The organism is Micromonospora sp. NPDC001898, from assembly GCF_042891255.1.
Taxonomy (GTDB): Bacteria; Actinomycetota; Actinomycetes; order Mycobacteriales; family Micromonosporaceae; genus Micromonospora.
Window position 1 is genome coordinate 43,481 of record NZ_JBIATC010000022.1, and the last position, 25,531, is coordinate 69,011.

The following is a 25,531-nucleotide window of genomic DNA, read 5'->3' on the forward strand; positions in this document are numbered from 1 at the left end:
GGCCGGGCCGGATCGACCACCATCCCGAGCACCTCCGTCCCCCCGTGCGACCCGCACGTGGAGGTGCTCCCGCCGGGGCCCCCCGCCCCGGCCTGGTCCGAGGAGACACCGCGCACATGAGACTCATGGCAAGACGTCGCCGGACGGCGATGCTCGCCGCCGCCACGTTGGCCGTCGGCGGGGTCGCCCTGCCGGCCGGCGCCGCGCAGGCCGCCCCGGCCTGCGACGTGGTCTACGCCACCAACGACTGGGGCAGCGGCTTCACCGCCAACGTCACCATCAAGAACCTGGGCGACGCCATCAACGGCTGGACGCTCAAGTGGACGTTCCCCAACAGCAGCCAGAGGGTGACCCAGGGCTGGTCGGCGAAGTACAGCCAGACCGGCAGCGAGGTGACCGCGACCAACGAGTCGTACAACGGCAGCCTCGGCACCGGGGCGTCGACGACCATCGGCTTCAACGGCAGCTACACCGGCAGCAACCCGAAGCCCACCGCGTTCACCCTCAACGGCGTCACCTGCAACGGCACCCCCGCCAACCAGCCGCCGACGGTGTCCCTCGGGGTGCCGGCCGGCCCGTTCGAGGCCCCGGCGGACGTGCCGCTGACCGCCACCGCCAGCGACCCGGACGGGACGATCAGCAAGGTCGAGTTCTACCGCAACGGCCTGCTGGTCAACACCGACACCACCGCACCGTACGGCTACACCCTGGAGGACCTGCCGGCCGGCAGCTACACCGTCCAGGCCAAGGCCTACGACAACGCCAACGGCATTGCCGTCGACGAGAAGGCGTTCACCGTCACCGCGGCCTCCGGCCCGAGGCTGGTGGCCACCCCGTCCGCGGTCAGCGTGAGCGAGGGCGGCACCGCCACGTTCAACCTCAAGCTCAGCGCGGCACCGACGGCCAACGTGCCGGTGACGCTCGCCCGCACCGGCGACGCCGACATCACCGTCACGCCGTCCTCGGTCACTTTGACGCCCGCCAACTGGAACACCGGCGCAACCGTCACCGTGGCTGCGGCGGAGGACGCCGACACCGTCGGGGGCACGGCCACCATCACCGCCTCCGGCACCGGCGTCGCCCCCCTGGCCGTCACTGCCACGGAGATCGACAACGACACCCCCGGCGGGGACAACGCCTACATCAAGCGCTTCCTCGACCAGTACGGCAAGATCAAGAACTCGGGCTACTTCAGCGCCGAGGGCGTGCCCTACCACTCGATCGAGACGCTGATCGTCGAGGCGCCCGACCACGGCCACGAGACCACGTCCGAGGCGTTCAGCTTCTGGCTGTGGCTGGAGGCCCAGTACGGCCGGGTCACCCAGAACTGGGCCCCGTTCAACAACTCCTGGACGGTGATGGAGAAGTACATCATCCCGTCGCACGCCGACCAGGCGACCGCCGGTGCCGCGGGCACCCCGCAGTACGCCGCGGAGTGGCCGCTGCCCAACCAGTACCCGTCGCAGCTCCAGCCGAACGTCCCGGTCGGTGCGGACCCGCTGCGCTCGGAGCTGCAGAGCACCTACGGCACCGGTGACATCTACGGCATGCACTGGCTCCTGGACGTCGACAACACCTACGGCTTCGGCCGCTGCGGCGACGGCACCACCAAGCCGGCGTACATCAACACCTTCCAGCGGGGCACCCAGGAATCGGTGTGGGAGACCGTGCCGCAGCCGTCCTGCGACACGTTCAAGCACGGCGGCCAGTACGGCTACCTCGACCTGTTCGTCAAGGAGGCCAACGCCCCCGCCAAGCAGTGGAAGTACACCAACGCCCCCGACGCGGACGCCCGCGCCGTGCAGGCCGCGTACTGGGCCCTGACCTGGGCCAAGGCGCAGGGCAAGCAGGCCGACGTCGCCGCCACCGTGGCCAAGGCCGCCAAGATGGGTGACTACCTGCGGTACGCGATGTTCGACAAGTACTTCAAGAAGATCGGCAACTGCGTCGGCGCCAGTGCCTGCCCGGCCGGTACCGGCAAGGACTCGGCGCACTACCTGATGTCCTGGTACTACGCCTGGGGCGGCGCGTACGAGGCGAACCAGAACTGGTCGTGGCGGATCGGCTCCAGCCACAACCACTTCGGCTACCAGAACCCGTTCGCGGCCTGGGCGCTGACCAACGTGGCGGAGCTCAAGCCGCAGTCCCCGACCGCCGTCGCGGACTGGCAGAAGAGCCTCGACCGGCAGTTGGAGTTCTACACCTGGCTCCAGTCCGCCGAGGGCGGCATCGCCGGCGGCGCCACCAACAGCTGGGACGGCAACTACGGCACCCCGCCGGCCGGCACCGCCACCTTCTACGGCATGTTCTACGACGTCGACCCGGTCTACAACGACCCGCCGTCGAACCAGTGGTTCGGCATGCAGGCGTGGTCGATGCAGCGGATCGCCGAGCTGTACCTGGAGACCGGCAACGCCAAGGCCAAGGCCCTGCTGGACAAGTGGGTGCCGTGGGCGATCGCCAACACCACGGTGGGCGCCAACTGGTCGATCCCGTCGGACATGAAGTGGACCGGCCAGCCCACCAACTGGAACCCGGCCAGCCCGCAGCCCAACACCAACCTGCACGTCGAGGTCACCGTCAAGGGCCAGGACGTCGGCGTCGCCGCCGCCTACGCCCGGACCCTGATCGCGTACGCCGCGAAGTCCGGCAACGCGGCGGCCAAGACCACCGCCAAGGGCCTGCTCGACGCGCTGTACGCGGCCAGCGACGCCAAGGGCGTCTCGATGCCGGAGAAGCGCGGCGACTACAAGCGCTTCGACGATGTCTACAACGCCGCCGACGGCCAGGGCCTCTACGTCCCGCCGGGCTGGACCGGGAAGATGCCCAACGGCGACGCCATCGCCGCCGGCAAGAGCTTCCTCGACATCCGGTCGTTCTACAAGAACGACCCCGACTGGCCGAAGGTGCAGGCATACCTGAACGGCGGCGCGGAGCCGACGTTCAACTACCACCGGTTCTGGGCCCAGGCCGACGTCGCCATGGCGTACGCCGACTACGGGAACCTGTTCCCGAACGGGTGACCCAGGTCCTCCGGGTGGGCGGCGCGGCCCGCCCACCCGGAGCCCGGCCGGGCCAGGGGGAACTGTGAGCCCGGTCGGCGGACGGCCTGACTTCCACGGTCAGGCCGGGACGGGCCGTCCGTCCGGTCAACGCAGCGGACCGGCCGGCCCGTCCCACCGCCCGAAACCGAAGTTGCCGCGAAAAAGCGCCGCGAAAATCGGCCGTCGAGGGATCACGCGACGGTCGTCGACGGAGTAACGTACGTCACCGGAGAGGCCGCTCCCCCCGTGGCGGCCTCTCCCTTTACGTCCGGGCCCAGGCCCTCACCTGTCGGCCCCGCCCGCCTTCCGGGCGTCGCCCGCCTCCGCCTCCCTCGCTGCGGGGCCGGGCCCGGTGACCGGGTGCCGCAGCCCCGGGTGACCCGCCGGCAACGACCGGCGGACCACCAGCCAGCTCACCGCCAGCGCCGCCGCCACCAGCGGCCAGGTCAGCGCGACCCGCGCCACCACCAGCGCCACCACCTGACCGCCGAGGTAGAGCGGCACGAAGACCGCCAGCCGCAGCACGTACGTGGCCGCCCACACCCAGCTCCCCCGCGAGTACGCCCGCAGCAGCGCCGGGTCGCGCCGCCACCGCCCCCGCTGGCGCAGCATCACCCCCACCACGGCGCCCAGCAGCGGCCAGCGCACCACGATGCTGACGACCCAGGCCAGCGTGCTGGCCGCGTTGGACAGCAGTTGGATGAGGAAGAAGTCGGCGGCCCGCCCGGTGCGCAACGCGATCAGCGCGGCAACGCACACCGCGAGCAGGCCGACCAGCACCGAGCGAGGCCGGTCCCCCCGGTGCAGCCGCCAGCCCGCCACCGCCGTCCCGGCCAGCACTGCGGCGGCCACCCCGCCGACCAGTGAGTGACCGGTGGACAGCCAGCCGACCGCGAACGCCACCGGCGGCAGCGTGGCGTCGACCGCGCCCCGCCGGCCGCCGAGCAGGTCCGCGAGCGACTCCGGCCGGTCGGCGGGGCGCGGCTCGCGGGTGGACGGCCCTCCAGGCTCGGGTGTGACGGTCACCGGCAACCTCCTGTCGGTCCGCCCCAAACTAGCGCCATGGTGTCGGCGGGCCACTGGGAGACGCTCCCGGGCGTGCCGCTACGGTGTGCGGGTGCGTGCGACGGCGAGAGGGTGGACGGCGGTCTGGTTGGTCGTACTGGCCATGGCCCAGGCAGCCGCCTTCGTCGTGGTGTGGCGCAGAGCCCTGCACACCGAGCTCGGCCAGTGGGTCGACACGGTGGCGCTGACCGGCAACCGGATCGGCCAGGACACCATCGCCTCACCGGTGGACCGCATCCTCAACACCATGTCGGCCCTGTCGCTGCTGGTGGCGACTGCGGTGATCGGCTTCATCGCGCTGATCCGGCGTCGGGTCGCGCTGGCCATCACGGCCACCCTGCTGATCGCCGGGGCGAACGTGACCACCCAACTGCTCAAGCACTTCCTGGTCCGTCCCGAGTACGGCATCGATCCCGAACGGGCCGTAGCCGGTAACAGCCTGCCCAGCGGGCACACCGCCGTGGCCGCGTCGGTGGCCCTGGCGCTGATCCTGGTCCTCCCGCGCACCGTGCGGGTGCTCGGCGCGTTCGTCGGCGTCGGGTACGCGGCCGTCGCCGGGGTGGCCACCCTCTCCGCGGGCTGGCACCGCCCGAGCGACGCCATAGCGGCGTTCCTGGTGGTCGGGGCCTGGGCGGCGCTGGCCGGGCTGATGCTGCTGGTCACCCAGCGGGAACAGGCACAGGTGGAGCCGGCCGACGCCCACCGCGTCGCCGCCATCGTGCTCGGCCTGCTCGGCGCACTGGCCGTGGTCAGCTCGGCGCTGGCCCTGTCCTGGCTGATCGACCTGCCCCGGCTGGACCCCGACCAGATGGGCCGCCGGTCGCTCTTCGTCGGCTACGCGGGCAGCGCCGCGGGCATCGCCGGCACCATGGCCATCGTCGCGGCGCTGTTGCTCGCGGTCGTGCACCGGCTCGTCCCCCGGATCAAGGGCTGACCCGGGCCCGACACCCGGGCACCCGGCCGCCGGCCCGCACAGCCGGTGGCCCGCACGGCCGGTGCACGGTCAGCGGCGGTAGGTGCCGACCATGGTGCCGCTGGCCAACTCCCGGCCGGCCAACGCCCGGTGCACCTCCCCGGCGGAGGGCTCGGCGGGCAGCTCCAGCGGCCGGTCCAGCGCGTACAGGCGGAAGAAGTAGCGGTGTGCCTCCTCGCCCTGCGGCGGGCGCGGGCCACCCCAGCCGGTCGCGCCGAACCCGTTCGGCCACTCCCGCCCCCCGTCGGGCACCGCGCCCTCGGCCACCCCGCCGCTTTCCGGCGTGATCCCCGTGACCAGCCAGTGCACGAACGGCTCCCGGCCGGCATCAGGGTCCTCGACGAGCAGCACCAGCTCCTGCGCCGAGTCGGGCACGTCGGCCCATTGCAACGGCGGCGAGACGTTCGCGTCGCCACGGGCGAAGCGTCCGGGCAACTGGTCATGATCGTTGAACGCGGTGCTGCGCAGCATGATGCCGGCCATCTCTGGGCGCCCCTCTCCTCGTCTGGGGCGCGCGTACCCGCCGGGGCCGGCGCGAAACGGGCCGCCCCGGCGACGCCTGGTGACAGCCGACCCGCCTGGGCAGTGGCGTGCCCGGCACCCGAAGCAGGCCGCCGCGCTGGACGGGTAGGGCCGGCGGGGGACAGCCGCCGGCCCTACCCGCACCCGGAGCGTCGCGGACCCGCAGGCCGCCCGCCGGTCCGGTTACCGGGTGGAGAGCCATCCGGTAACCGGACCTGGGTCGAGCGGTGGTGTTGACGCCGGTCCGCGGGCCCGGTGGGGCGGACGGTCAGCCGCAGGAGGCGGCCCGGCAGGTCACCTCGATCTCGTAGAGCCGCGCCCGGCTGTCCCGGCTGCCGAGCACGTCGAGGCGGACCGCAGTTGCGCGGACCGGCGTGAACGTGTGCGTGGTGACCTGGGTCGTGTTTCCGGTGATCTCGCTGAGCACCTGCCAGACACCGTCGACGAGGCCCGAGATCCGGTACGCGGTCAGCTCGTACCCGCCGTACTGGTGGAGCTGCACGGTGTCGATCAGCTCCGGGTCGGCGAACCCCACCCGCAGCCAGTGGCTGCCGGCCGGATCGGTGATCCAGCGACTACCGGTGCTGGCCCGGTTGCCGTCGATCACGTGCGCGGGCACGTACTTCTGCCACCAGCCCGACGCGGTGGCCGTGGCGCCTTCGGACGCCAGCGCCACGTTGCGCCACACCGCGCTGACGGTCGTGGTGGCGCTCGCGGTGAACGGGCGGAGCCCGCTCGTCAGCACGCCGTGCGGGGCGTCGATTGTGACGGTGGCGCTCTGCTCGGCCGCGAGCTGTCGGACCCCCACGGTCAACGGAACCTCCACCACCGCGAACGGGGCGAGCCGTACCTCGACCGGGGCCGGGCTGGCCCACCCCTGCGGGACGACGGCACCGAGCTTTGCCGTCACCGGTATGCCGACGTCGTTACGGAGCACCGCGGTGATCCGGGTGTCCACGTCCGAGTCCGGCCGGACCGTGGTTCGCACGGGCAGGGCCGAGACGGTGAGCAGCGCACTGCGGTCGGTGGGGGCGGTGCTCAGGACGAGAGTGGGGAAGGCCTCCAGCTCCTGGTAGCGCGACCAGGCAAGCGTCATCTCCCAGGACTTCAGCCGGTGCACGACGGCGCTCACCTCGTACGAGCCGTTGTTGCCGGCTCGGATCGGGGTGCCGGCGAACTCGTCGGCGAAGAGCTGATCGGCCAGCAGCCTGGTCCGCTCCACCGCGATCTGGTTGGCGCCCTCGAACACCTTCGTCATGTGCTGCGGATCGTCGCCGTTGTTCTGGGCGTACGCCTGGACCTGGCTGAGCACCTGGTTCCGGTAGACATCGGTGTGGGCCAGCTCCTGCAACGTCAACTCGACGTGTGCGGTGGCGGCGCCCAGCAGGATGGCCTGGCGTGCGTTCTGGAAGGGAAGCCCCTTCGACTTGCCCGGGAAACCCGGCAGGCGTCCGGCCCGGCTCGCCTGCAGAAGCGCCGCGCGGACCACCGACTGGGAGATCGACAGACCGATGTTCCAGCCGGACCAACCGGCCAGTTCCCCGAACCGAATCCGGGGGGCGAGCAGCGAACGTAGCTCGCTGTCCACCTTTCCGGCCACCGCGTCGTCGCCGACTGCGACGAGTCGGCCCCGAGCCACCGCGTCGTGGATCTGGTCGGCGAAGGGTTCCAGATCGCCGCCCCCGGCCGTGTTCGCCATCAACAGGATGTCGGCGTCGGGCCGGTCCGAGGGGCGGGCACCGAGAGTACGCACGTATTCGTCGACCAGGGTGGCGTAGGGGACGTCCTGATAGGGCGCGACCCACTGGTCGCCGGGGGTGCGGGACCACTCGACGTCGACCGTCGGGGATTCGCCGAGCCGCTTGGTGATGTGCTTGGCCACCAGCAGCGCGCCGAGGATGTCCGCGCCCGGGTAGATCTTGACCCGGTCCTGGACCCCGAGTTTCGCCGCGAGCGCGGCCAGACCCGCCTTCTCCAGGCGGTGCGGGCCGTACTCGGTGGCGTCGTCCTGGCCGAGGATCAAATAGTCGACGGTGCCGTTCGCGACCCGTTCGATCATGTCCCGGTTGATCTGGTGGTCCCGAGCCCGGGCGCAGCGGAAGTCCGCCTTGATCTCCTCGGGGATCTCCTTGGCGACCTGCTCGTACTCGGCCCGGTGCTCCTCCTGACCGAGGTTCTCCACCTGGTCCATCAGAATCGCCCAGCGCCGGATCGGCCCGGAGTACATGCCGGGATAGCTGCTGGTCGGCTCGATGGTGAGGCGCATGATCACGTCGAACGCGTAGAGGGGCTTGTCGGGGTTCTTCCGTTTCACCTCGTCCAGCACGGTGAGCCGCCGCCGCGCCTCGGCCAGACTGGTGTCGCAGGACCGGGAGGCGACGAGTCCGCCGTAGGCGAGCATCGGGGCCGCGACGACCGAGCCGTCCGCGCCGGCGGCGGCCTTCCGGAACCAGGCACCGACCGCGTCGGCCTGACCATAGGTGAAGTACTCGCCGAGCAGGTTCTTCGGTGGTGTCAGTGCCTGGTGCCCGCCGGCCTCGGCGACCGCGACCGGCGTGTACGCGGTGAACGGCCGGTCGTCCAGGGGCACGACGGCGAGCTGGCCCAGGTCGGCCGGCGGTCGGGCGGCTGCGGCCGGAGTGCCCGGGAGGGCGACCGCGAGGGTGAGGGCGACGGCGGTTGTGGTGATGATGCTGAGGGTGCGAGGTGTGAGTCGTCTGGTGCGACGCATCGGTTCTCTCTCGTTCGGTGCTGGGGGATGAAGGTCGCCGGTCGCGGGGTTACCGGGTGCCTGCGTAGCCGACCGCCTTGAGGATGCCGAGCCCGTTGTGGGCGATCGGGAGGGTGCCCCGGGTGCCCTTGCACAGGTATTCGGTGGTGTCGGTGTCACCGTCGAGGTCGTTGGTGTCCCGGGTGGGTAGGAACATCGCGACCAGTGAGCGGTCGAGCAGGGCGTAGAGCGCGTCCTGCCGGTCCGCCTGCTGCAACCGCTGGTAACCCGCCGTGAACTTGGCCGGTACCAGCTCCTTGCGCACCTCGGCGAGGACGCCGAAGCCGACGATGTCGTAGTACTTCGCCTCGGCGTTCATGTTGGGCGAGGTGAGGCGGAAGAAACCCCCGAAGGACAGGTGCGAGTCGTAGTCCGACGCGTCACCCGACGGCGTCGCCCCCTGGTTGTCCGGTGGGTAGTACGGGTCCACGGCTCCGGACGCGGTGTCGTCGACACAGTCGAGCGGGTCGCTGGCCGAGGCGGTGTGCCAGCCAGGGAGGCTGGTGTAGGTGGTGTAGAGGGACGTTACGGCGGCGGCTGCGGAACTGGCGCCGTTGAGCTGGCGTTCGTGGTCGTAGAGTCCGGCCAGTCCGTACTCGATCATGTCGGTGCCCAGGGTTCCGCCGGCGATCTGGCCGTTGGTGTAGGTGCAGGATCCCTTGCGGTGCCACCGGTTGTCCCGGCAGTCCGCGCTGTACGCGCTCTGCGCGACCACCCGGTTCTGGCTGGTGGCGGGGGAGTCGAAGTCGAAGGTGTACCAGTCCGCACCGGCTTGGAGGCCCGTGCTGAGGAACTGCCGGGCGGTGGCGGCCGACTGGCCGTACCTGTTGTCCGGCGGTGCCACGGCTGTCTCCAACCGCTGCATGAACGCGATCGCCGTGAGATTCCAGATGGAGATCGTCGAGTAGAGGTTGCTCCAACTGGAGATCTGGTCCACGTAGCCGCCCGGCGGGGTGGTGGGCTGGTCGAGTGCGTCGACGAACGGATGGATGCCGTAGGACAGGTAGTAGGCGCGCGGATCCTGCATGCGGAGCAGGAACTCGCCGATGCCGGTGGCCGCGTCGAGGTATCCGGCGGTGCCGGTCGCCTGGTGGGCGGCCAGCAGGGCCTCTCCGCACGCCGCATTGCCGAACGAGGTGAAGTAGCGGATCTGGCCGTCCGGGGTACTGGCCACCGCATCGTCGAAGATCTTCGGGGCGTTCGGGTTCTTGGTCAGCCGGTGGGCGAGCACCGCGTTGGCGAACTCGTCGATGATTCCGGTCTCCACGCTCGACAGCGACCGCTGCTCGTACGCGGCCCGCTGGTCGAGGTAGACCGAGATGAACTGGAGGCTGGTGCAGGCGGCGGTGCTCTGCCGCGGTCCGCCGACGGTGCACGGACTCGCCGGGGAGCATGGCCGGCCGGCTACCGTGAACTGGTTGCCGTAGATGTGTTCGATGTCCCGGCGCAACCCGTTGCGTACCCCGTCGTACGACGCCAGGATCCAGTCGAAGTAGCTGTCGACGAGCGGGACGGGGGTGGCGGCGACGGCCGGAGCGGCCGGGACTGGTGCCGCGACGCCGACGATGAGCGCGGCCACCAGCGCCGCTGCCCGCGCCCTCACCGGTGCCCCCGATCCGAGGTCAGGGCGATCCGGGGCTCGGCGGCAATCTCGCCGGTACGGTCCCAGGGCAGGTAGATGTGCCAGGCGTCGAGTCGGTCCACGCGGGCCGTCACCGGCGATCGTCCATCGCTGCCGAGGGCGAGCGTGGCCCCGGCGAACTCGTCGGCGAACAGCTTCTCCGCGTACGGGGTGGTGTTGTCGACCGCGTACGCGTTGATCTCGGAGAAGTAGGTCTTGATGATCTGCGGGTCCGGCTCGCCCAGCGAGGAGGCGTAGGCGGTGGTGGCGGTGCGGACGTTGTTGCGGTACGAGTCGGTCTGCACCAGCTCCGAGACGGACAGTTCGATGCTGGCTCGGGCCGCGTCGTGCAGGAGCGCCCGTCGTGCGGCCAGCACCGGCTCACCGGCGGTGGCCCGCGCGCCGGGTGGCAGGTCACCATGTATCGATCGTTGCCGCAGCGCCCAGCGGGACATCGCCTGGGCAAGGCTGATCCCGACGTTCCAGCCGGAGTAGCCGGCCAGCTCGACGTACCGGATTCGGCCGTTGAGCAGGGACAGCAGTCGCCGGTCGGAGTGTCCGGCGATCGCGTCGTCGCCGAGGGCCACGGGGCGGCCGGCCCGGACGTGGGCCACCAGACGGTCGGCGAACGGCGCCACCGACGCGGAACTGCCACCTGTGTTGGCCATCAGGACCAGGTCGGACTGCTCCGGCTGGTCCACGACCGTCCCGCCGAGGATGTCGATGTAGCCCCGGACGAGCTGGGCGTACGGGATGTTCTGGAAGGGCGCGGTCCAGGCTTCACCCGGCACCCGGGAGTACTCGATGCTCACCTTCGGACGCACGCCGGCGTCGCTGATGGCGATCTTGGCGATGAGCAGGGCGGCCACCACGTCGGCACCCGGGTAGATCACTACCCGGTCACCGACGCCCAGCTCGGCGATGCGGGCGGCGAGTGCCTGGGACTCCGGTCGGTGCAGGCCGTTGCCGGTGGCGTCGTCCTGGCCCACCACGAGGAAGTCGAAGATCCCCTCGGCAGCCCATTCGATCATCGTCAGGTTGACCCGGTGATTCCGGGCCCGGGTGGACAGATAGTCGCTTCGCACGTCGGCCGGGATCTGGGCCTCCAGCGCGTCGAGCTGAGGACGCTTCTCCACCATTCCGAGGTTGTCGACCTCGTCCTTCACCGTCGCCCAGCCCCGCAGCTCGTTGCGCCACGGCCCTTCGGGGGTGAGCCGCATGATGGTGTCGAAGGCGTAGAGCCGCCGGTGTGGGCGGCGCCGTCGGACGGTCCGTACCGCCGCCAGCCGGGCGAATACCTCGGCCTCTGGTACGGAGCTGTTGCGGGAGTTGAGCAGCCCACCGTAGGCGAGCATCGGTAGGGCGACGACCAGCGCGTCCGCCGACGAGGTGGACGAGGTGAGCCATTGGCCGACGGCGCGACCGTCGCCGGGGGTGAAGTGCCGACCCAGGGTCTTCCGTGGCGGCAACAGGGTGTCGTAGCCGGCGCCGGTGGCGATCTGTTGCGGGGCGTACCAGGTGTAGGGCCGGTCGTCGAGGGGGACGAGGGCGATACCGCCGAGTCGTGGGGTCTTCGGCCGGGCGTGAGCCGGGGGACCGAGGGCGGCGAGGCCGGCGCCGGTCAGACCGGCGAGGCCTGCTGCCCGGAGAAGGCCACGTCGGGACAGGGCGTGATCAGGCATTTCGGCTCCTTGCGTTGCCGGGGGGTGCGCTGAGTCTTGGATCAACAGGAACCCCGGGTCAAGACCACCGGAGCCCGTAATTCGTATTACTGCCTCTGTCCACCCTTGACACTGGTTCCGCGCGCCGGGCAGCATCCTCCGCAACAACACTCGGCAATACCTACTACCTCGAAAGGTGGCCGGTGTCCGTGTCCGCAGGGCGGGGCAGGCTGACGCAGAATGAGATCGCCCGGATGGCCGGGGTGAGCCAGACGACGGTGTCCCTTGTGCTCAACAACCGTTGTGAGGCAGCCTGGCGGATCGCCCCGGAGACCCGGGAGCGAGTGCTGCGCGTCATTCGCGAGACAGGATACGTCGCCGACCCGCTCGCCCGGCGGCTGCTCCAGCAGCACAACCAGATCCTGGGCGTGTTCACCTACGAGTCGGTGTTCCCGAGCACCAGCGTGAACTTCTACCACCCGTTCCTGTCCGGCATCGAGGCGTGCGCGGAGAGCATCGGGTGCGACCTGTTGCTGTTCACCAGCGCCCCCGTCAGTGGCGGCAGCCGGCGGATCTTCCACGACAACAACCGCATCCGGCTCGCCGACGGGTGCGTTCTGCTCGGTCGGGAGATTCCCCCCGACGAGTTGGCCCGGATGGTCGCTGAGGACATGCCCTTCGTGTCTGTCGGTCGACGCGACGACGCCTACCTACCCTCGGGCAAGGGCGGTCCGGTGCCCCATGTCGGTGCGGACTACGCCCAGGCCACCGCCGCCCTCGTCCACCGCGCCGTCGACCTCGGGCATCGGGTGGTGGCGTACGTCGGCGCCGGTGCCGGCCCGGAGTCCGCCATCGACCGACTGGCCGGCTTCACCGCCGCGGTCCGGGAGACCGGAGTCGACGGTCGACACGAACCGGTCGGCGGACGGACCCGGGCGGAACTGCTCGACGTACTGTGCTCGGCCCGGGTCACCGCCGTCTTCTGCGAGGAACTGGTCGAGGCGGCGGCGATGGCCGAGGCGGCGCGGGCCCGGGGCCTGTCCGTGCCCGGTGACCTGTCCCTGTTGGCGCTCGGCGATCCCACCGAACAGGCCGAGACCGACCTCGACTTCACCGGCTTCCGCATCCCCCGCGAGGACATGGGCTGGCAGGCCATCGAGGTCCTCGACGACATCCTGCACGGCCGGATCAGCGACTACCAACGGCTGCTCCCCTGCGAACTGGTCGAGGGCGAGACCCTCGGCGCCCCCGACCCGGCAATCGGCCGCAACTGACCAGCGGGGTGGCGAAACTCCGCCGCCCCGGGCCGCGCGCCGTGGCTGACACCGGCCGCGGCCGAGGTCGTCGCGGCGCTGCTGACCGGCGGCCGGGACGTCCCGGCGGAGTTCGGCTGGGACCGGCTGACGGTGGTCCGCAAGGCCACCGGTCGGGCCCCGCTCACCGACCGGGAGCGGGCCGCGGCCGAGGGCGCCGGGCTGCGCTGGCTCGCTTCTGGCGGCTGACTTCCAGGATGGTGCTGTGCGGTTGCCAGGCTGCGGTCAGGCGTGGTCGGAGGCGGTGCGGGGCAGGTGCGCCAGGACGATCGGGCCGATCCGGCCCGGCGGAACCTTGCCGGGCAGCCCGGCCGGCGGGAGGATCGGCCGGTGACGAACAGATGGGGTATGACCGTGCCGCTGAGCGGCGTCCCGCTGGCCGACCACGCCGCCGTCTACGCGGCCCTGCACCGGGCGGGCTTCACCGACCTCTGGTCGTCCGAGGTGGCCGGGGCCGACGCGTTCACCCCGCTGGCCCTCGCCGCCGCGTGGCAACCCGAACTGCGGCTCGGCACCGCCATCGCCCCGGTCTTCACCCGGGGGCCGGGCCTGCTCGCGATGCACGCCGCAGCGCTCGCCGAGGCCGCCCCCGGCCGGTTCGCCCTGGGCCTCGGCGCGTCCTCGCCGGTGCTGGTGCGGGACTGGAACGCCGTGCCCTTCGACGAGCCGTTCAAGCGCACCCGGGACGTGCTGCGCTTCCTGCGGGCCGCCCTGGCCGGGCAGACCGTCGACGGCGCCTACGACACCTTCGCGGTGCGCCGGTTCACCCTGGAACGGCCGCCGGCCGTGCCGCCGCCGCTGCTGCTGGCCGCCCTGCGCCCGGGAATGCTGCGACTGGCCGGCGCCGAGGCCGACGGGGTGATCCTCAACTGGCTCGCCGCCGACGACGTGCCGACCGCCCTCGGCGCGCTGGGGGAGCGGCGGGACGGGTTCGAGGTGGTGGCCCGGATCTTCGTCTGCCCCACCGGGGACGCCACGCACGCCCGCGCCCTCGGCCGCCGGCTGATCACCAGCTACCTCACCGTGCCCGCGTACGCGGAGTTCCACCGCTGGCTGGGCCGGGCGGAGACGCTCGGGCCGATGTGGCGGGCCTGGGCGGCGGGGGACCGGCGCGGCGCGGGCGCCGCCGTGCCCGACGAGGTGGTCGACGCGCTGGTGCTGCACGGCTCGCCCGAGCGCTGCCGCGACCGGGTGCGCCGCTACGCCGACGCCGGGGTGGACGTACCGGTGCTGGCCCTGCTGCCGACCCCCGAGCTGGCCGGCGGCGGCGCGGCGGCGCTGGGTGACCTGATCGCCCGACTGGGACCGGCCTGACCGCCCCGCCGGGGCGACGGAGGGAGCCGACATGAACCTCACCGACCGGGTGGCGGTGATCACCGGCGGAGCCGGCGGCATCGGGGCCGCCCTCGCCCGCCGGTTCGCCGCCGAGGGCGCGGCGGCCGTCGTGGTGGCCGACCTGGACGCCGCCGGTGCCCGCGCCGTCGCCGAAGGCGTCGGCTCTGTCGCCCACGCCGTGCAGCTCGACGTCACCGCCGAGGAGCAGGTCCGCGCACTGGTGGCCGACACCGAGCGACGGTACGGCCGGATCGACCTGTTCTGCGCCAACGCCGGGGTCGCCACCGAGGCGGGGCTGGACGCCACCGACGCCGACTGGGACCGGGCCTGGCGGGTCAACGTGCTCGCCCACGTGCACTCGACGCGGGCCGTGCTGCCCGGCATGCTGGCCCGGGGCCAGGGGTACCTGCTGCACACCTGCTCGGCCGCCGGGGTGCTCACCGCCGTCGGCGACGCCCCGTACACCGCGACGAAGCACGCGGCGGTGGGGCTGGCCGAGTGGCTCGCGATCACGTATCGGGACCAGGGCATCCGGGTCAGCGCGCTGTGCCCGCAGGGGGTGGACACGCCGATGCTCGCCGAGGGGCTGGCCGCCGGTCACCTCGGGGCGCGGGTGATCGCCGCCTCCGGCGCGGTGCTCCACCCCGACCGGGTCGCCGACGCGGTGATCGCCGGCCTCGCCGAGGAACGGTTCCTCATCCTGCCCCACCCCGAGGTCGCGAACTACGCCCTCCGCCGTGCCCAGGACCCCGACGGCTGGCAGGCCGGCCTCCGCAAACTGATCCGCCGCCTACGCCCCTGACCCCACCCCACTCCCCGCGTGGGGTGGGGTCAGCGGGGCCAGCGGAGGGGGCCGGGGTGGGTTGACCAGAGCAGGCGGCGCCAGAGGGGGCGGGCGGCGCGTAGCGCCGTGGTGTAGTCCGTTGCCACGGCCACCGCCCGGTCGGCGTGCGCCTCGCCGGCGCTGCCCGGGGCGAAGGCGACCTGGTTGAGCAGGACGGCCAACTCGTCCACGGAGGGCGCCGGGTCGGGTGCCGGGTCGGGCGTCGGTCCGGTGCCGGTCCGGCCCGCCCCGGTTCCGGCAGTGGGCCGGGGACGGTCCGCGCGGGCCTCGGCCAGGGCGGCGCGGGCCCGCTCGGCGACCTCCGTGGCGGCGAGGTCCCCGCCCACCGGCCGACCAGCCAGCCGCAGCGCGTCGGTCAGCTCCCGCCAGGCGCCGGCTATCCGCCGGCCGGGGTCGCCCGTGGACAGCCGGGCCCGGGACCGGGCCCGGCGCAACGCGACCAGCACCCCCAGCACCGCCCCGACGACGATCAGCAGACCGGCCGTCCCTCCGCCGACCAGCACCGGCGTCGACAGCCCACCCGAGTCGACCGGCCCGCCCGGCGCGGCCTGCGCCGGCGGGGTGGCCGTCGGCTCCAGCGTCGGCTCCGGCACCTCCGACGGCGGCGGGTCCTCCGGCGTGGGGCGGAAATCCTCCTCCACCGGGCGCGGCTCGTCGTCCGGACGGGGCAACGGGTCGAACGGCACCCAGCCGAGGCCGGAGAAGAGCACCTCCGGCCAGGCGTACGCGTCGCCGGCCCGGACCGGCCCGTCGCCGGTGGCACGGAAGCCCACCACCACCCGGGTCGGCAGCCCGGTCAACCGACCCAGCAGGGCGAACGCCGCCGCGAACTGCTCGGAGGTGCCCCGCTGGCCGCCCGCGTTACGCGGTCCGAAGAGGAAGAAGCCCACATTCGGGTACGCGTGCCCGCTCGGCGCGTCCGCCACCATCCGGTAGTGCTCGGCGAGGAACTGCTCGATCGCCGCCGCCCGCGCGTACGGGGCGCCGTTGTCCTCGGCGAGCTGGGCGGCGAGCCGACGCACCGGGTCCGGCACCCCGTCGGCCACCCGCAGCACCCGGGCCACCTCGTCCCCGGCCGGCACGTCCGCCATGCCGAGGAGGTTGTCGTCCGGCCGCTCCGCCGCCGAGGTGACCGTGTACCGCAGCCCCGGCGTCAGCCCCTCCGGCCGGATCAGCGTCCCGGTCTGCGGGTCGTACGCCACCCGGGCGCCGCTGACCTCGCGCGGGGTGGCGACCGCGGGCAGTAACCGCCCGCTCAGGTCCGCCACGGTGATCTCCTGCCGGACCGTCTCCACCGTGGCACCGGGGGCGGGCTCGGCCGCCGGCAGGATCCGCCCGGCGTTGCGGTACGTCGCCCCGACCCGCCAGGTCACCCCGTCGTAGTCGCTGAGCACCGCGAGCCGGATCCGCACCGACCGGCCCCCGGCACCGTCGCCCGGCCTGTCACCGCTGTCCGGCCCGGCGCTCCTGCCCGGCGAGGCGCCACCGCTCGGCCGGGTGCCGCTCGCCGGGCCGGTCGACCCCGCCGGGGTCGGCACCGGATCCGGGGCGTCGGCCGGGGCACCGGGGCGGCGCGTCGTCACGTCCAGCAGCTTCTGCTGCGGGTTCAGCGCCCAGCCCGAGATGCGGATCAGCGGGTTCTCGTCCAGGGACTCCACCTGCGGCGGCTCCACGTACCGGCGTGGGTCCACCGGCCGGTCGTCGACCCGGCCCGCCACCACCGGGCCGAGCAGGGCGGCCAGTCCCACCACCACGACCAGCCCGGCGGCGGTGGTGGCGGCGAGGCGTACCCGCACCGCCGCCCGTACCCCCGGGGCCAGGCCGGCGGTCGGGTCCGGCCCCGACGGACCCGGCCCCTTGGACGGCACGGCCAGCCCGACCGCGGCGACCGCCGCGAACGCCACCGTCGGCCAGATCGCCGGGTCCGCGTTCGGCCCGACCACGTACAGCGCGCCGGCGTAGAGCAGCGCCGGTGGGAGACAGCCCAGCAGCACCCGGCCGGCCCGCAGCGCCACCTCCGCGCCGGCCAGCCCGGCCAGCCACGCCGCGACCAGCGGAACCAGCACCGTGTCCGGGGTCGGCTCCACCGGGATCATCGCGGTCAACAGCCGGGGGATGCCGTTGCGCGCCGCGTCCGCCGTCACCTCGGCCAGCGAGCCCGACAGCCCGGCCGCGTCGGCGGACAGCCGCAACGACCACGCCGTGAACCCGGCCAGGCCGGCCACCGACAGCGGGGCGACCAGCCAGGACGGCAGCCGCCGGGCGGCCACGCTGACCAGCACCGAGCCCACCGCCGCGCCGATCACCAGCCGGGGCAACAGGCCCCCGGCGTACACCCGGCCCAGCACCACCCCGGTCAGCGCGACCATCGCGATCAGCGCGAGCGGCAGCGGCACCGCCCGAAGCGCCCTCACCACCGGCGGACCCCGTCCCACTCGGCCGCGAACGCGGCCCCGTCGGCCGCGTCGACGACCACCATCCCCGTCGCGCCGGCCGGCGTCGGCTCCGCCGCCCCGAACACCCCCACCACCACCGACGGGTACGCCCCGCGCAACGCGCCGAGGTGCCCCAGGTCGCCCCGGCCGCCCGGCCCGGTGAGGAAGACCAGCGTGTCACCGAGGCGCTGCTGACGCAGCCGGGCCGTCACCGCGCCCAGCGCCGCACCGGCGTCCCCCGGATCCAGCCGGACCGCGGCGAGCCGGTCCAGCGGCGGGGTCGCGGCCTCGGCCGCCCGGCTCGCCACAGTGGTGGCCGGCGGCGCGGCGGGACGGGCCCGCAGCCGGCCCCCGATCCGGGAGACCCACCGGTCCCCGGCCGACGTCGGCTGTCCGTCGTCGGCGGGCTGCTCCGGGGCCACCAGCAGCAGCGCCACCGGCAGGTCGGCGCGCAGCGCCGCCGCGACCACCGACGCCGCCGCCTCGCAGGCCGCCTCGAACGACTCCGGGTCGGGGTGGGCGGCGGCCCGGTCGTCCAGCAGCACCACGATCCGGGGCAGGCTGGTGTCCACGTTCTCCCGCACCATCAGCTCACCCACCCGGGCGCTGGTGCGCCAGTGCACCCGGCGCAACTCGTCGCCGACCACGTACTCCCGCAACGAGTCGAACGTGATCGACCCGTGCGGCACCCCGTCCACCCGGCCGTCGAGGCTGCGACCAGCCCCCCTCGGCACCGCCGCCAGCGGGTGGACCCGTGGGTGCACCCACACCGGCACCGTGCCCGAGTACGGGCGGGCCAGGGCCACCAGCCCCAGCGGGTCGCGCCGGGTCACCCGCAGCGGCCCGACCGGCACCACGCCCCGCCGGTCGGTCGGCACGTCGTAGCTGATCGTGGTGTCCCGGCCGGGGCGCAGCCGCAGCACCGGCACCGGCACCGTCCGCTCGCCGCAGCGGTCCTCGGCCAGCAGGTTCACCGCCCGCAGCCGCCCCGTGTTGCGCACCGTCAGCACCATCCGCGCCGACTCGCCCCGGGACACCCGGTCCGGGTCCGCGTGCCGGGTCACCTCCAGCCGGGGCCGCCACAGCGCCACCAGCAGGGCGTACCCCACCGCGACCGCCGCCGCCGCGCCGAGCAGCGTCAACTCCGGGTACGCGAACCGGAACCCGGCGACCAGCAGCGCCACGGCGGCCACGAGCAGCCCGGCGCCCCGGGCGGTGATCCCCACGTCCGTACGGCCCGCCTCAGCCCTGGGCCCGGGCCGGGGCGAGCTGCCCCGACGGCAGCGGCACCGGCACCGAGGAGACCGCCTGACGCAGCACCTCGGCGGGGGTCACCCCGCGCACCTGCGCGTCCGAACTGAGCAGCAGCCGGTGCGCGAACACCGGCTCGGCCAGCGCCTTGAGGTCCTCCGGCATGATCCAGCCCCGCCCGTCGATCAGCGCGTACGCGCACGCCGCCCGGGTCAGCGCGATCACCCCCCGAGGGCTCACCCCCACCCGCACCTGCGGGTGGCTGCGGGTCGCGGCGGCCAGCCGGACCGCGTACGCGTACAGCGGCTCGGCGATGTGCACCCGCCGGGCCATCTGCACCATCTCCCCGACGGTCTCGGTGTCGGCGATCGCCGACAGCGCCTCGGGGGAGCGGACCGTCGCCCCGCGCAGCACCTCCACCTCGACCGCCTCGTCGGGATAGCCCACGGAGAGCTTCACCAGGAACCGGTCGAGCTGCGCCTCCGGCAGGCGGTACGTGCCGTCCATCTCCACCGGGTTCTGCGTCGCCACCACCAGGAACGGCTGCGGCACCGGATGCCGGACCCCGTCCACGGTGACCGTGCGCTCCTCCATGACCTCCAGCAGCGCCGACTGGGTCTTCGGCGACGCCCGGTTGATCTCGTCGGCGATGACGATGTTGGCGAACACCGGCCCCGGGTGGAACTCGAAGCCCCGGGTGGCCTGGTTGAAGATGGTCACCCCGGACACGTCCGAGGGCAGCAGGTCCGGGGTGAACTGGATGCGCCGCCACCGCCCCTTGACGGTGGCGGCGATCGCCCGGGCCAGGGTGGTCTTGCCGACCCCCGGCACGTCCTCCAGCAGCACGTGCCCCTGCGCGAACAAGGCCGTCAGCGCGAGCCGGACCACCTGCGGCTTGCCCAGCACCACCGAGTTGACGTTCTCCGCCAGCCGGGCGGCGAGGGCGGCGAAGCCCTGCACCTCCGGTTGGGTGAGCGGTTCGTTGGTGTTCACGGTGGTGCTCCTTGCCTGGTGGCGCGGTCAGCAGGTGGGCAGGACGTTGATGTTGTCCCCGCCCTCGAGGTTGAGCCAGGCCCACGGGATGTAGTCGCGGCCTTGGCTGTGGTCCACCCGGACCCACCAGGTGCTGCGCTTGTTGCTGTTGTAGATGTACGCGTAGACCTCTTCGCCCTGCTTCTTGCAGTACGCCTTGAGCCGGGCGCCGTTGGGTGCCCAACCGGCCTGCTGGTCGTTGTCCTGCTGGGTGCCCCGGAAGATCTCGTTGCCGTTGCGCTCGCCCGGGATCTCCCGGGTGCAGTACGACGCCTCCGCGCCCGAGGAGCCGTTGCGGCAGGTCGCGATCCCGTACAGCGCGTCGGTGTCCTGGGCCCGGGTCGCGGTGCCCTTGCCGGCGGCGTTGCCCGCCGTCACCGTGACCGTGTACTTCGTGCCCGGCGTCAGGCCGGACACGGTCGCGCTGGCGCAGTTCCTCGCCTGCACCGGCGCCTCGCCCGGGACGCTGACGGTGCAGTTCGCCTCCCCGCCCCCGGCGTCCACGGTGAAGGTGACCGTGACCGCCGTGGCCGTCGCCGACGAGCCGGTGACGGTGACCCGGGGCTGGGCGACCGTACGCGCGGTGGCGGTGGCCTCCGGGCCCGGGCCGGCCTCGTTGACGGCCTTCACCTTCACGGTGACGTTCTGCCCGTCGCCCAGGCCGTTCACGGTGGCCCGGGTGTCGGTCACCTCGCTGGCCCGGCCGCCCACGTCCACCAGGTACTTGGTCACCGGCCGGCCGTTGGCCGGCGCCGGGGACCACTGCACCGCGACGGTGCCCGGCTGGTCCGCGACCGTCGACGCCCGCAGGTCAACCGGCTGGCCGGGCGCCGCGAACGGCACCACGCTGTTGCTCACCGGGGACGCCGTCGACCCGGCGCCCCGGTCGTTGACCGCGACGACGGTGAACGCGTACTGCGTGCCGTACTCCAGCTCGCCGGCCGGCACCACCAGCTCGGTCTTCGCCGACTCGCCCGCCGGGGCGTTGGCGCCGGCCGAGGCCGCCGTCACCGCGTACTTCGCGATGGTGTTGCCCTGGCCGTTGGCGGCCGGCCATTTGACCAGCACCGTGCCGTCCGGCCGGGCCTCGGCCGTGACGCTGGCCGGCGGGTCCGGCACGGCCGCGGTCGGGGTGACCGGGTTGCTGGCCCGGGCCGGGCCGTCGCCCTTGGCGTTCACCGCGTGCACCGAGAACCGGTACGTCTCGCCGTTGGTCAGGCCGGTGATCTCCACCGACCGCTGGTTGGCCCCCACCTCCCGGCGCTGGCCGGCGCCCTCCACCACGTACCGGATGATCTCCGCGCCGTTCGCGGCGGCCGGCCGCCAGCTCACCCGGGCCTGCGCGTTGCCGGCCGACGCGATGACGCCGCGCGGCGCGCTCGGCTTGCCCACCTTCGGCTTCTTCGGCGGGGGCGGCGGCGGGGGCACCGGCGGCGGGTCGCCGCCGAGCACGTCGTTGGCGTACTTGTTGACCTCGCGCACCTGGTGCTTGTCGTCGACCACCCGGGCGGTCGACGAGTCCGGCGCGTTGATGAACAGGCGGTTCTCCCGCACCTCCAGCTCAAGCGGGCCCGTCGAGCCCTTGCCGCCGATCGTGTCGACGAGCTGGCCGTTGGCGTCGAAGGAGTAAACGGTGCCGGTGGTCTCGTCGGCGCAGTAGTAGCGGTCGGCCCAGGCCACCGCCGGGCTGAGCCCGTCGCCCCGGCCCGGCACGGTGAACGCGCGCTCCTCGCCGCCTGCGCCGACCACGTGCACGGTCCGGTCACCGGAGACGGTCACCGGCACCTTCGGCCCGCTGGTCCGCGCCGGCAGGGCACCCGGCCCGGCGATCGTCAGCGGCGGCGTCCGGCTGACCTCGCCGCGCTGCACCCGCACCAGCTCGCCCGACGTGCGGTCGAGCACCGCCACCCCGTCGTCCAGCGTGGAGACGATCAGCTCGTGGCTGGGCTCGGCGATCTCGTACGTCTCGACCTTCTTCGGGCTGACGCCGGCGTCAGCCGGCGCGGCCGAGCCCGGCTCGGACGGCAGCTCCGCCGCCGTGACCGCCGAGACGGTGCCCTCGGCCGGGACGGCGATCCAGAGCCGGCCCTCCCCGTCGAACGCCCCACCGGTGATGCCCGGGGGATAGCGCACCGGCTCACCCACCGGGGCCAGCGAACGCGGGTCGAGCTGCCGGACGATGCCCTGCACGGCGTCCACCACGAACGCGGCGTCCTCGTGCAACGCGACGTTGACGCCCAGGCCGGGGGTGGTCCGGGTGGTGGCGGTGATCTGGAGGGTGGCCAGGTCCAGCGAGTTGACCTGTCCCGTGTTCAGGTCACGCAGGACCAACAGCCGGTCGGTCTGGATGACCTGCATCGGATGCCGGCGGGCGTCGGGGACCTCCACCCGGGTGTCCACCCGCGCGGTGATGCCGTTGACCCTGGCCATCTCGCTGCGCGCCGCGCTCCACAGCCAACTGCTGGCGTCGTAGTTGGCCACCGCGTTGTCGGCGGCGCCCAGCCCGAGGACGGTGAGTCCCATCGCGGCCAGCAGCGCACCCACCGTGCCGACGGTGACCAGACCGCCACGCCAGCGGGAACGGCGAGCGGGAACCTCCGGCCCGGTGCTCACGGCGTCGTCGTTGGTGGCCACAAGCGGCTGCCTCCCCGTGTCGTCATGCCGGTCGGCGCGCCGGAGACCGGCGACCCTCCCCTGAGCCGGGTGCCATCATATGGCCACCCTGAGGCAGGGGAAACCCGCACGGTCCGGCTGTGGACACCCAGCGTGTGCGGTGTGGACGACCGGTCAGCTCGTCGCCGGGGCCGGACCCCGCGCGGTGCAGACCTGCCCAGACGTGGCGAAGGCGTCGGTGGAGTAGACCGCCAGCACGGTGAAGCAGTAGTCCACCCGCGAGTTGAGGCCGTTGACCGTGTAGCTGGTCTGCCCCGGGTCCACGGTGGCCAGCACGCCCAGCTTCTGCCCGGTCCGGCCGCCGGCCACCATGAACGGCACCGCGCCGGAGGACGGATCCGTCCAGGTGAGGCTGATCGTGCCGCTGTCGTCGCGCAGCTTCAGGTCACCCGGCGGAGGGCCGCTCACCTTCGGACCTGCCGACGCCGACGCCGGGACCGCGCCCGGGGGAGCCGCCTCATCGCGACCGAACACCAGCACCGCGACGCCGACCACGATCGCCAGGACCACCAGCGCCGCCACCGCGACCAGGACCACCGTCCGACCGCGCCCGGTCCGCTCCTCCTGGTACGTCGTCTGCCAGGCATCCGGCGGCGAGGGGTAGCCGTCGTCGGCCCGCCAGCCGTCCCGCTCGGGCCAGGCCTGCCCCTCCTGCTGCTGCCCCTGTCCCCGGTCGTGTTCGGCCGGTCTGTGCCCGGCGGCCTGCTGCTCCACCCAGTCCGGCGCGGCCGGTCCCCGCTCGGTCGCGTCGGAGCGGTGGTCCCGATGCGGAGGCGGTGGGACCGTGGACGGAGGCGGTGGGACCGTGGACGGAGATGGTAGGACCGGGAACGGCGCGGCGGCGGACGCGTCGAGCCGCGGCACCGACGGCTCCGGACCGGGTGACCGCGGCGGCGGCGCAGGCGCAGGCCCGGCCTCCGGCTCCCAGCCGGCGTACGGCGCGTCCGGCTCCTCGGCGGGACGGTCGCCCCCGTCTCGCGGGTCCGGGGGCGCGTCCGGCTCCTCGACGGTCGGAGCCAGCGGTTGCGGCGGCGCGACGCTGCTCCACGGCGGCGCCGTCATGCCCCAGGGCGGCACCGGCGGCCCGCTGACCGGCGGTGCGCTGTACGGCGGTGCGCTGAAGGGCGGTGCGCTGTAGGGCAGCCCGCTGAAGGGCGTGCCGCTCACGGGCGGTGCGCTGTATGGCGTACCGCTGATCGGTGCTCCGCTCACGGGCGGAGTCGTGAACGGTGTGCCGCCCACCGGTGGTCCGGCCGCGGGCGGCCCGCTGACCGGGGTGCCGCCGCCCACGGGTGGCGCGCTGACCGGTGGCCCACTGACCGTTGTGCCACTGACCGGCCGTGCGGTCGTGGGTGGCCCACTGACCGGGACGGCCGGGGGAGCGCTCGCGGGCGGTGCGCTGACCGGGGCACCGCCCGCTGCCGGGGCGCCACTCACCGCAGCCGGCGGGCCGCCGCTGACCGGTCCGGCCTGCGTACCGGCCGCTCGGGCCGCCTTCTCCCGCAGCAGCGCGTCGATCTGCCGTACCTGAATAGTCGGTTTGTCCCAACCCGGCGCCGGGACGGGCGGCGGTGCCGGCGGCGTTGTCGGGCCGACGGGCGGGCGCGGTGCGGGCGCGGCCTGCGGCATGGCCGGTGGGGCGGACGTGGGCCGGGTGCCGCCCGACGCGGGCCGTGACACCCCCGGGGAGGCCGGTCCGGGCGGTGCCGGCGGCTGGGGTGGCGTGACCGGTCCGGTACGCGGAGACGGCGCGGCCGGGATCGGAGGGAGGGCCTGACGCGGCGGGGGCCCGGGCTGGGCGCTGGGGACCGGCGGTGGGGGAGCCGGGGCCCGGGATGCCGGTGGCGCGGCGATCTGGGCCGGAGTCCACGAGGAGCCCGCCTGCTGGGCCGGCACGCCAACCGGCGTGGTGGGCGGGGGCGGGGGTGCGGGGAGCCGGGGCGCGGGCGCGTGCCCCGGTGTTCCCGGTGCCAGGGGCGGCTCGGGAAGGCGTTGTGCAGGTGCCTGGGCGTGGGTCGGTGGCGGCTCGGTCGGTGGGGCCGGAGTCCGGGGCGGAGGTGGGATCCGCGGCGGGAGTTGCTGGGGCGGAGCCGGTATCTGGGGCGGGGCCGGCAGATGATGCGGCGTCGCCGGGACTGGCGGTGGAGTTGGCGACTGCCGTGGCGGGGCGGACACCGGGGGCGGGGACGGCGCTGCTGCCGGCCGGGGCGCGGCGGTCTGCGCCTGCCTCTGCGGCGGGAGCATCGGCACCGGTACGAGGGAAAAGGTCGGACCGTCGAGCTTCGGCGGACCAAGCTGGACGGCCGGCGGGCCGTGCTGGGGGGCCGTCGGGTGGTGCGGGGCGGCGGATGGGTTGTGCTGAGGAATGGGGGCCGCCCCGGGCGCGGCGACGCCGAGGTATTGCCGCGCCTCGCGTACCGCCGGGTGGTCCGCGCCGAGCACGGCGGGCCCGGCGTCGGCGATGCGGGAGTAGTGGCGGCGTGCCTCGTGCCGGTTGCCCAGTTCCTCGGAGACCGAGGCGAGGTCGAGGGAGAGCGCGAGCATCAGCGGATCGGCGGAATGCCACCGGCGCTCGCCGGACGCGAGGCATTCCTCGAGTACGCGCCGCGCGGCGGCCGGGTCGTCGGCCTCACGATGCAGGCGGGCCAGGAGGTGCGCACTGCGCAGCACCTCCGGATGGTCCTCGCCGTAGCTGGCCCGGATCGGTCCGAGCGCGTCGGCCAGCAGCCGACGCGCGCCGGCGATGTCACCGGCGGCGCGTTGGGCCAGCGCCCGATGCTGGAGGGCGGCCAAGGGAGAGGGCTGTGACACGTCAGTCATGCTGCCCGGAGAGGGGGGGTCGACGCCACCCACCCTGCCGTCCAAGATCGAATCGACCTACCCCAGTCGGCTCCTTAACAACTCCTAACTAAATGATGCTGGGCGTAACCGGTTGGACGTGAGGGTCGTTCTGTCTGAACGTGAGGAGGGGTCAGCAGCCGCCGTGGGTGGT

General features: G+C 73.7%; 16 protein-coding genes and 1 pseudogene. 6 read left to right on the plus strand and 11 right to left on the minus strand.

All coding sequences use genetic code 11. The annotated features are described in order from the left end of the window. Positions 1 to 125 precede the first annotated feature (125 nt). Positions 126 to 3,023 carry a glycoside hydrolase family 48 protein gene (locus ACFYZF_RS27535; protein WP_387025603.1) on the plus strand — a complete coding sequence of 966 codons (2,898 nt, stop codon included), beginning with the start codon at positions 126 to 128 and terminating at the stop codon, positions 3,021 to 3,023. Between the two features lie 303 nt (positions 3,024 to 3,326). Here ACFYZF_RS27535 and ACFYZF_RS27540 read toward each other — a convergent pair whose 3' ends face one another. Further along, a complete protein-coding gene (locus ACFYZF_RS27540) occupies positions 3,327 to 4,070 on the minus strand; it encodes a DUF3159 domain-containing protein (protein ID WP_387025575.1) in 744 nt (247 codons plus the stop codon). Positions 4,071 to 4,155: 85 nt separating this feature from the next. Between ACFYZF_RS27540 and ACFYZF_RS27545 the strand changes: the two genes are divergently transcribed. Next, positions 4,156 to 5,043, plus strand: a complete 888-nt coding sequence (locus tag ACFYZF_RS27545) for a phosphatase PAP2 family protein (protein ID WP_387025577.1) — start codon at positions 4,156 to 4,158, stop codon at positions 5,041 to 5,043. A gap of 69 nt (positions 5,044 to 5,112) precedes the next feature. Here the strand turns inward: ACFYZF_RS27545 and ACFYZF_RS27550 are convergent, their stop codons facing one another. From ACFYZF_RS27550 to ACFYZF_RS27565, 4 genes are all read right to left on the minus strand, one after another. Continuing rightward, a complete protein-coding gene (locus ACFYZF_RS27550) occupies positions 5,113 to 5,565 on the minus strand; it encodes a YbhB/YbcL family Raf kinase inhibitor-like protein (RefSeq protein ID WP_350884662.1) in 453 nt (150 codons plus the stop codon). 307 nt (positions 5,566 to 5,872) lie between these two features. Further along, entirely contained in the window at positions 5,873 to 8,335 is a 2,463-nt protein-coding gene (locus ACFYZF_RS27555; protein ID WP_387025579.1) for a DUF4127 family protein, read from the minus strand. Between the two features lie 49 nt (positions 8,336 to 8,384). After that, entirely contained in the window at positions 8,385 to 9,977 is a 1,593-nt protein-coding gene (locus ACFYZF_RS27560; protein ID WP_387025581.1) for a hypothetical protein, read from the minus strand. Then, complete coding sequence (locus ACFYZF_RS27565; RefSeq protein WP_387025583.1) at positions 9,974 to 11,677, minus strand: DUF4127 family protein; 1,704 nt, start codon at positions 11,675 to 11,677, stop codon at positions 9,974 to 9,976. Before ACFYZF_RS27565 ends, ACFYZF_RS27560 begins: the two co-directional genes overlap by 4 nt. A 182-nt stretch (positions 11,678 to 11,859) precedes the next feature. Between ACFYZF_RS27565 and ACFYZF_RS27570 the strand changes: the two genes are divergently transcribed. The 3 genes from ACFYZF_RS27570 to ACFYZF_RS27580 all read left to right on the plus strand — a co-directional run bounded on the left by ACFYZF_RS27570 (position 11,860) and on the right by ACFYZF_RS27580 (position 15,106). Then, a complete protein-coding gene (locus tag ACFYZF_RS27570; protein WP_387025585.1) occupies positions 11,860 to 12,930 on the plus strand; it encodes a LacI family DNA-binding transcriptional regulator in 1,071 nt (356 codons plus the stop codon). A gap of 387 nt (positions 12,931 to 13,317) precedes the next feature. After that, positions 13,318 to 14,283: an LLM class F420-dependent oxidoreductase gene (locus tag ACFYZF_RS27575; RefSeq protein WP_387025605.1), complete on the plus strand. Its 966-nt coding sequence runs from the start codon at positions 13,318 to 13,320 to the stop codon at positions 14,281 to 14,283. Between the two features lie 31 nt (positions 14,284 to 14,314). Beyond that, entirely contained in the window at positions 14,315 to 15,106 is a 792-nt protein-coding gene (locus ACFYZF_RS27580; protein WP_387025587.1) for an SDR family oxidoreductase, read from the plus strand. Between the two features lie 29 nt (positions 15,107 to 15,135). Here ACFYZF_RS27580 and ACFYZF_RS27585 read toward each other — a convergent pair whose 3' ends face one another. From ACFYZF_RS27585 to ACFYZF_RS27605, 5 genes are all read right to left on the minus strand, one after another. Continuing rightward, on the minus strand, positions 15,136 to 17,517 hold the full coding sequence (locus ACFYZF_RS27585; protein WP_387025607.1) for a transglutaminaseTgpA domain-containing protein: 2,382 nt from the start codon (positions 17,515 to 17,517) through the stop codon (positions 15,136 to 15,138). A 41-nt stretch (positions 17,518 to 17,558) separates the two neighbouring features. Continuing rightward, the gene (locus ACFYZF_RS27590) at positions 17,559 to 18,809 is read right to left on the minus strand and encodes a DUF58 domain-containing protein (RefSeq protein ID WP_387025589.1); all 1,251 of its coding nucleotides are present in this window, start codon (positions 18,807 to 18,809) and stop codon (positions 17,559 to 17,561) included. A gap of 16 nt (positions 18,810 to 18,825) precedes the next feature. After that, positions 18,826 to 19,827, minus strand: a complete 1,002-nt coding sequence (locus tag ACFYZF_RS27595) for an AAA family ATPase (protein ID WP_387025591.1) — start codon at positions 19,825 to 19,827, stop codon at positions 18,826 to 18,828. A 27-nt stretch (positions 19,828 to 19,854) separates the two neighbouring features. Continuing rightward, complete coding sequence (locus ACFYZF_RS27600; RefSeq protein WP_387025593.1) at positions 19,855 to 22,500, minus strand: fibronectin type III domain-containing protein; 2,646 nt, start codon at positions 22,498 to 22,500, stop codon at positions 19,855 to 19,857. Between the two features lie 153 nt (positions 22,501 to 22,653). Next, positions 22,654 to 23,706 (minus strand): hypothetical protein, encoded by a 1,053-nt coding sequence (locus ACFYZF_RS27605; protein ID WP_387025611.1) that lies wholly within the window; start codon positions 23,704 to 23,706, stop codon positions 22,654 to 22,656. 55 nt (positions 23,707 to 23,761) lie between these two features. Between ACFYZF_RS27605 and ACFYZF_RS27610 the strand changes: the two genes are divergently transcribed. Then, positions 23,762 to 24,070, plus strand: coding sequence for a hypothetical protein (locus ACFYZF_RS27610; protein WP_387025613.1), 309 nt, complete (start codon positions 23,762 to 23,764; stop codon positions 24,068 to 24,070). A 1,109-nt stretch (positions 24,071 to 25,179) separates the two neighbouring features. Here the strand turns inward: ACFYZF_RS27610 and ACFYZF_RS27615 are convergent. Then, a pseudogene (locus ACFYZF_RS27615) lies at positions 25,180 to 25,359 on the minus strand (hypothetical protein); the annotation flags it as partial. Positions 25,360 to 25,531: the final 172 nt, after the last annotated feature.

Excerpts from the sequence above, each read along its gene's own strand:
- ACFYZF_RS27535 (WP_387025603.1), top strand. The coding sequence starts at position 126 with ATGGCAAGACGTCGCCGGACGGCGATGCTCGCCGCCGCCACGTTGGCC.
- ACFYZF_RS27550 (WP_350884662.1), bottom strand. The coding sequence starts at position 5,565 with ATGGCCGGCATCATGCTGCGCAGCACCGCGTTCAACGATCATGACCAG.
- ACFYZF_RS27555 (WP_387025579.1), bottom strand. The coding sequence starts at position 8,335 with ATGCGTCGCACCAGACGACTCACACCTCGCACCCTCAGCATCATCACC.
- ACFYZF_RS27565 (WP_387025583.1), bottom strand. The coding sequence starts at position 11,677 with ATGCCTGATCACGCCCTGTCCCGACGTGGCCTTCTCCGGGCAGCAGGC.
- ACFYZF_RS27575 (WP_387025605.1), top strand. The coding sequence starts at position 13,318 with ATGACCGTGCCGCTGAGCGGCGTCCCGCTGGCCGACCACGCCGCCGTC.
- ACFYZF_RS27580 (WP_387025587.1), top strand. The coding sequence starts at position 14,315 with ATGAACCTCACCGACCGGGTGGCGGTGATCACCGGCGGAGCCGGCGGC.
- ACFYZF_RS27585 (WP_387025607.1), bottom strand. The coding sequence starts at position 17,517 with ATGGTCGCGCTGACCGGGGTGGTGCTGGGCCGGGTGTACGCCGGGGGC.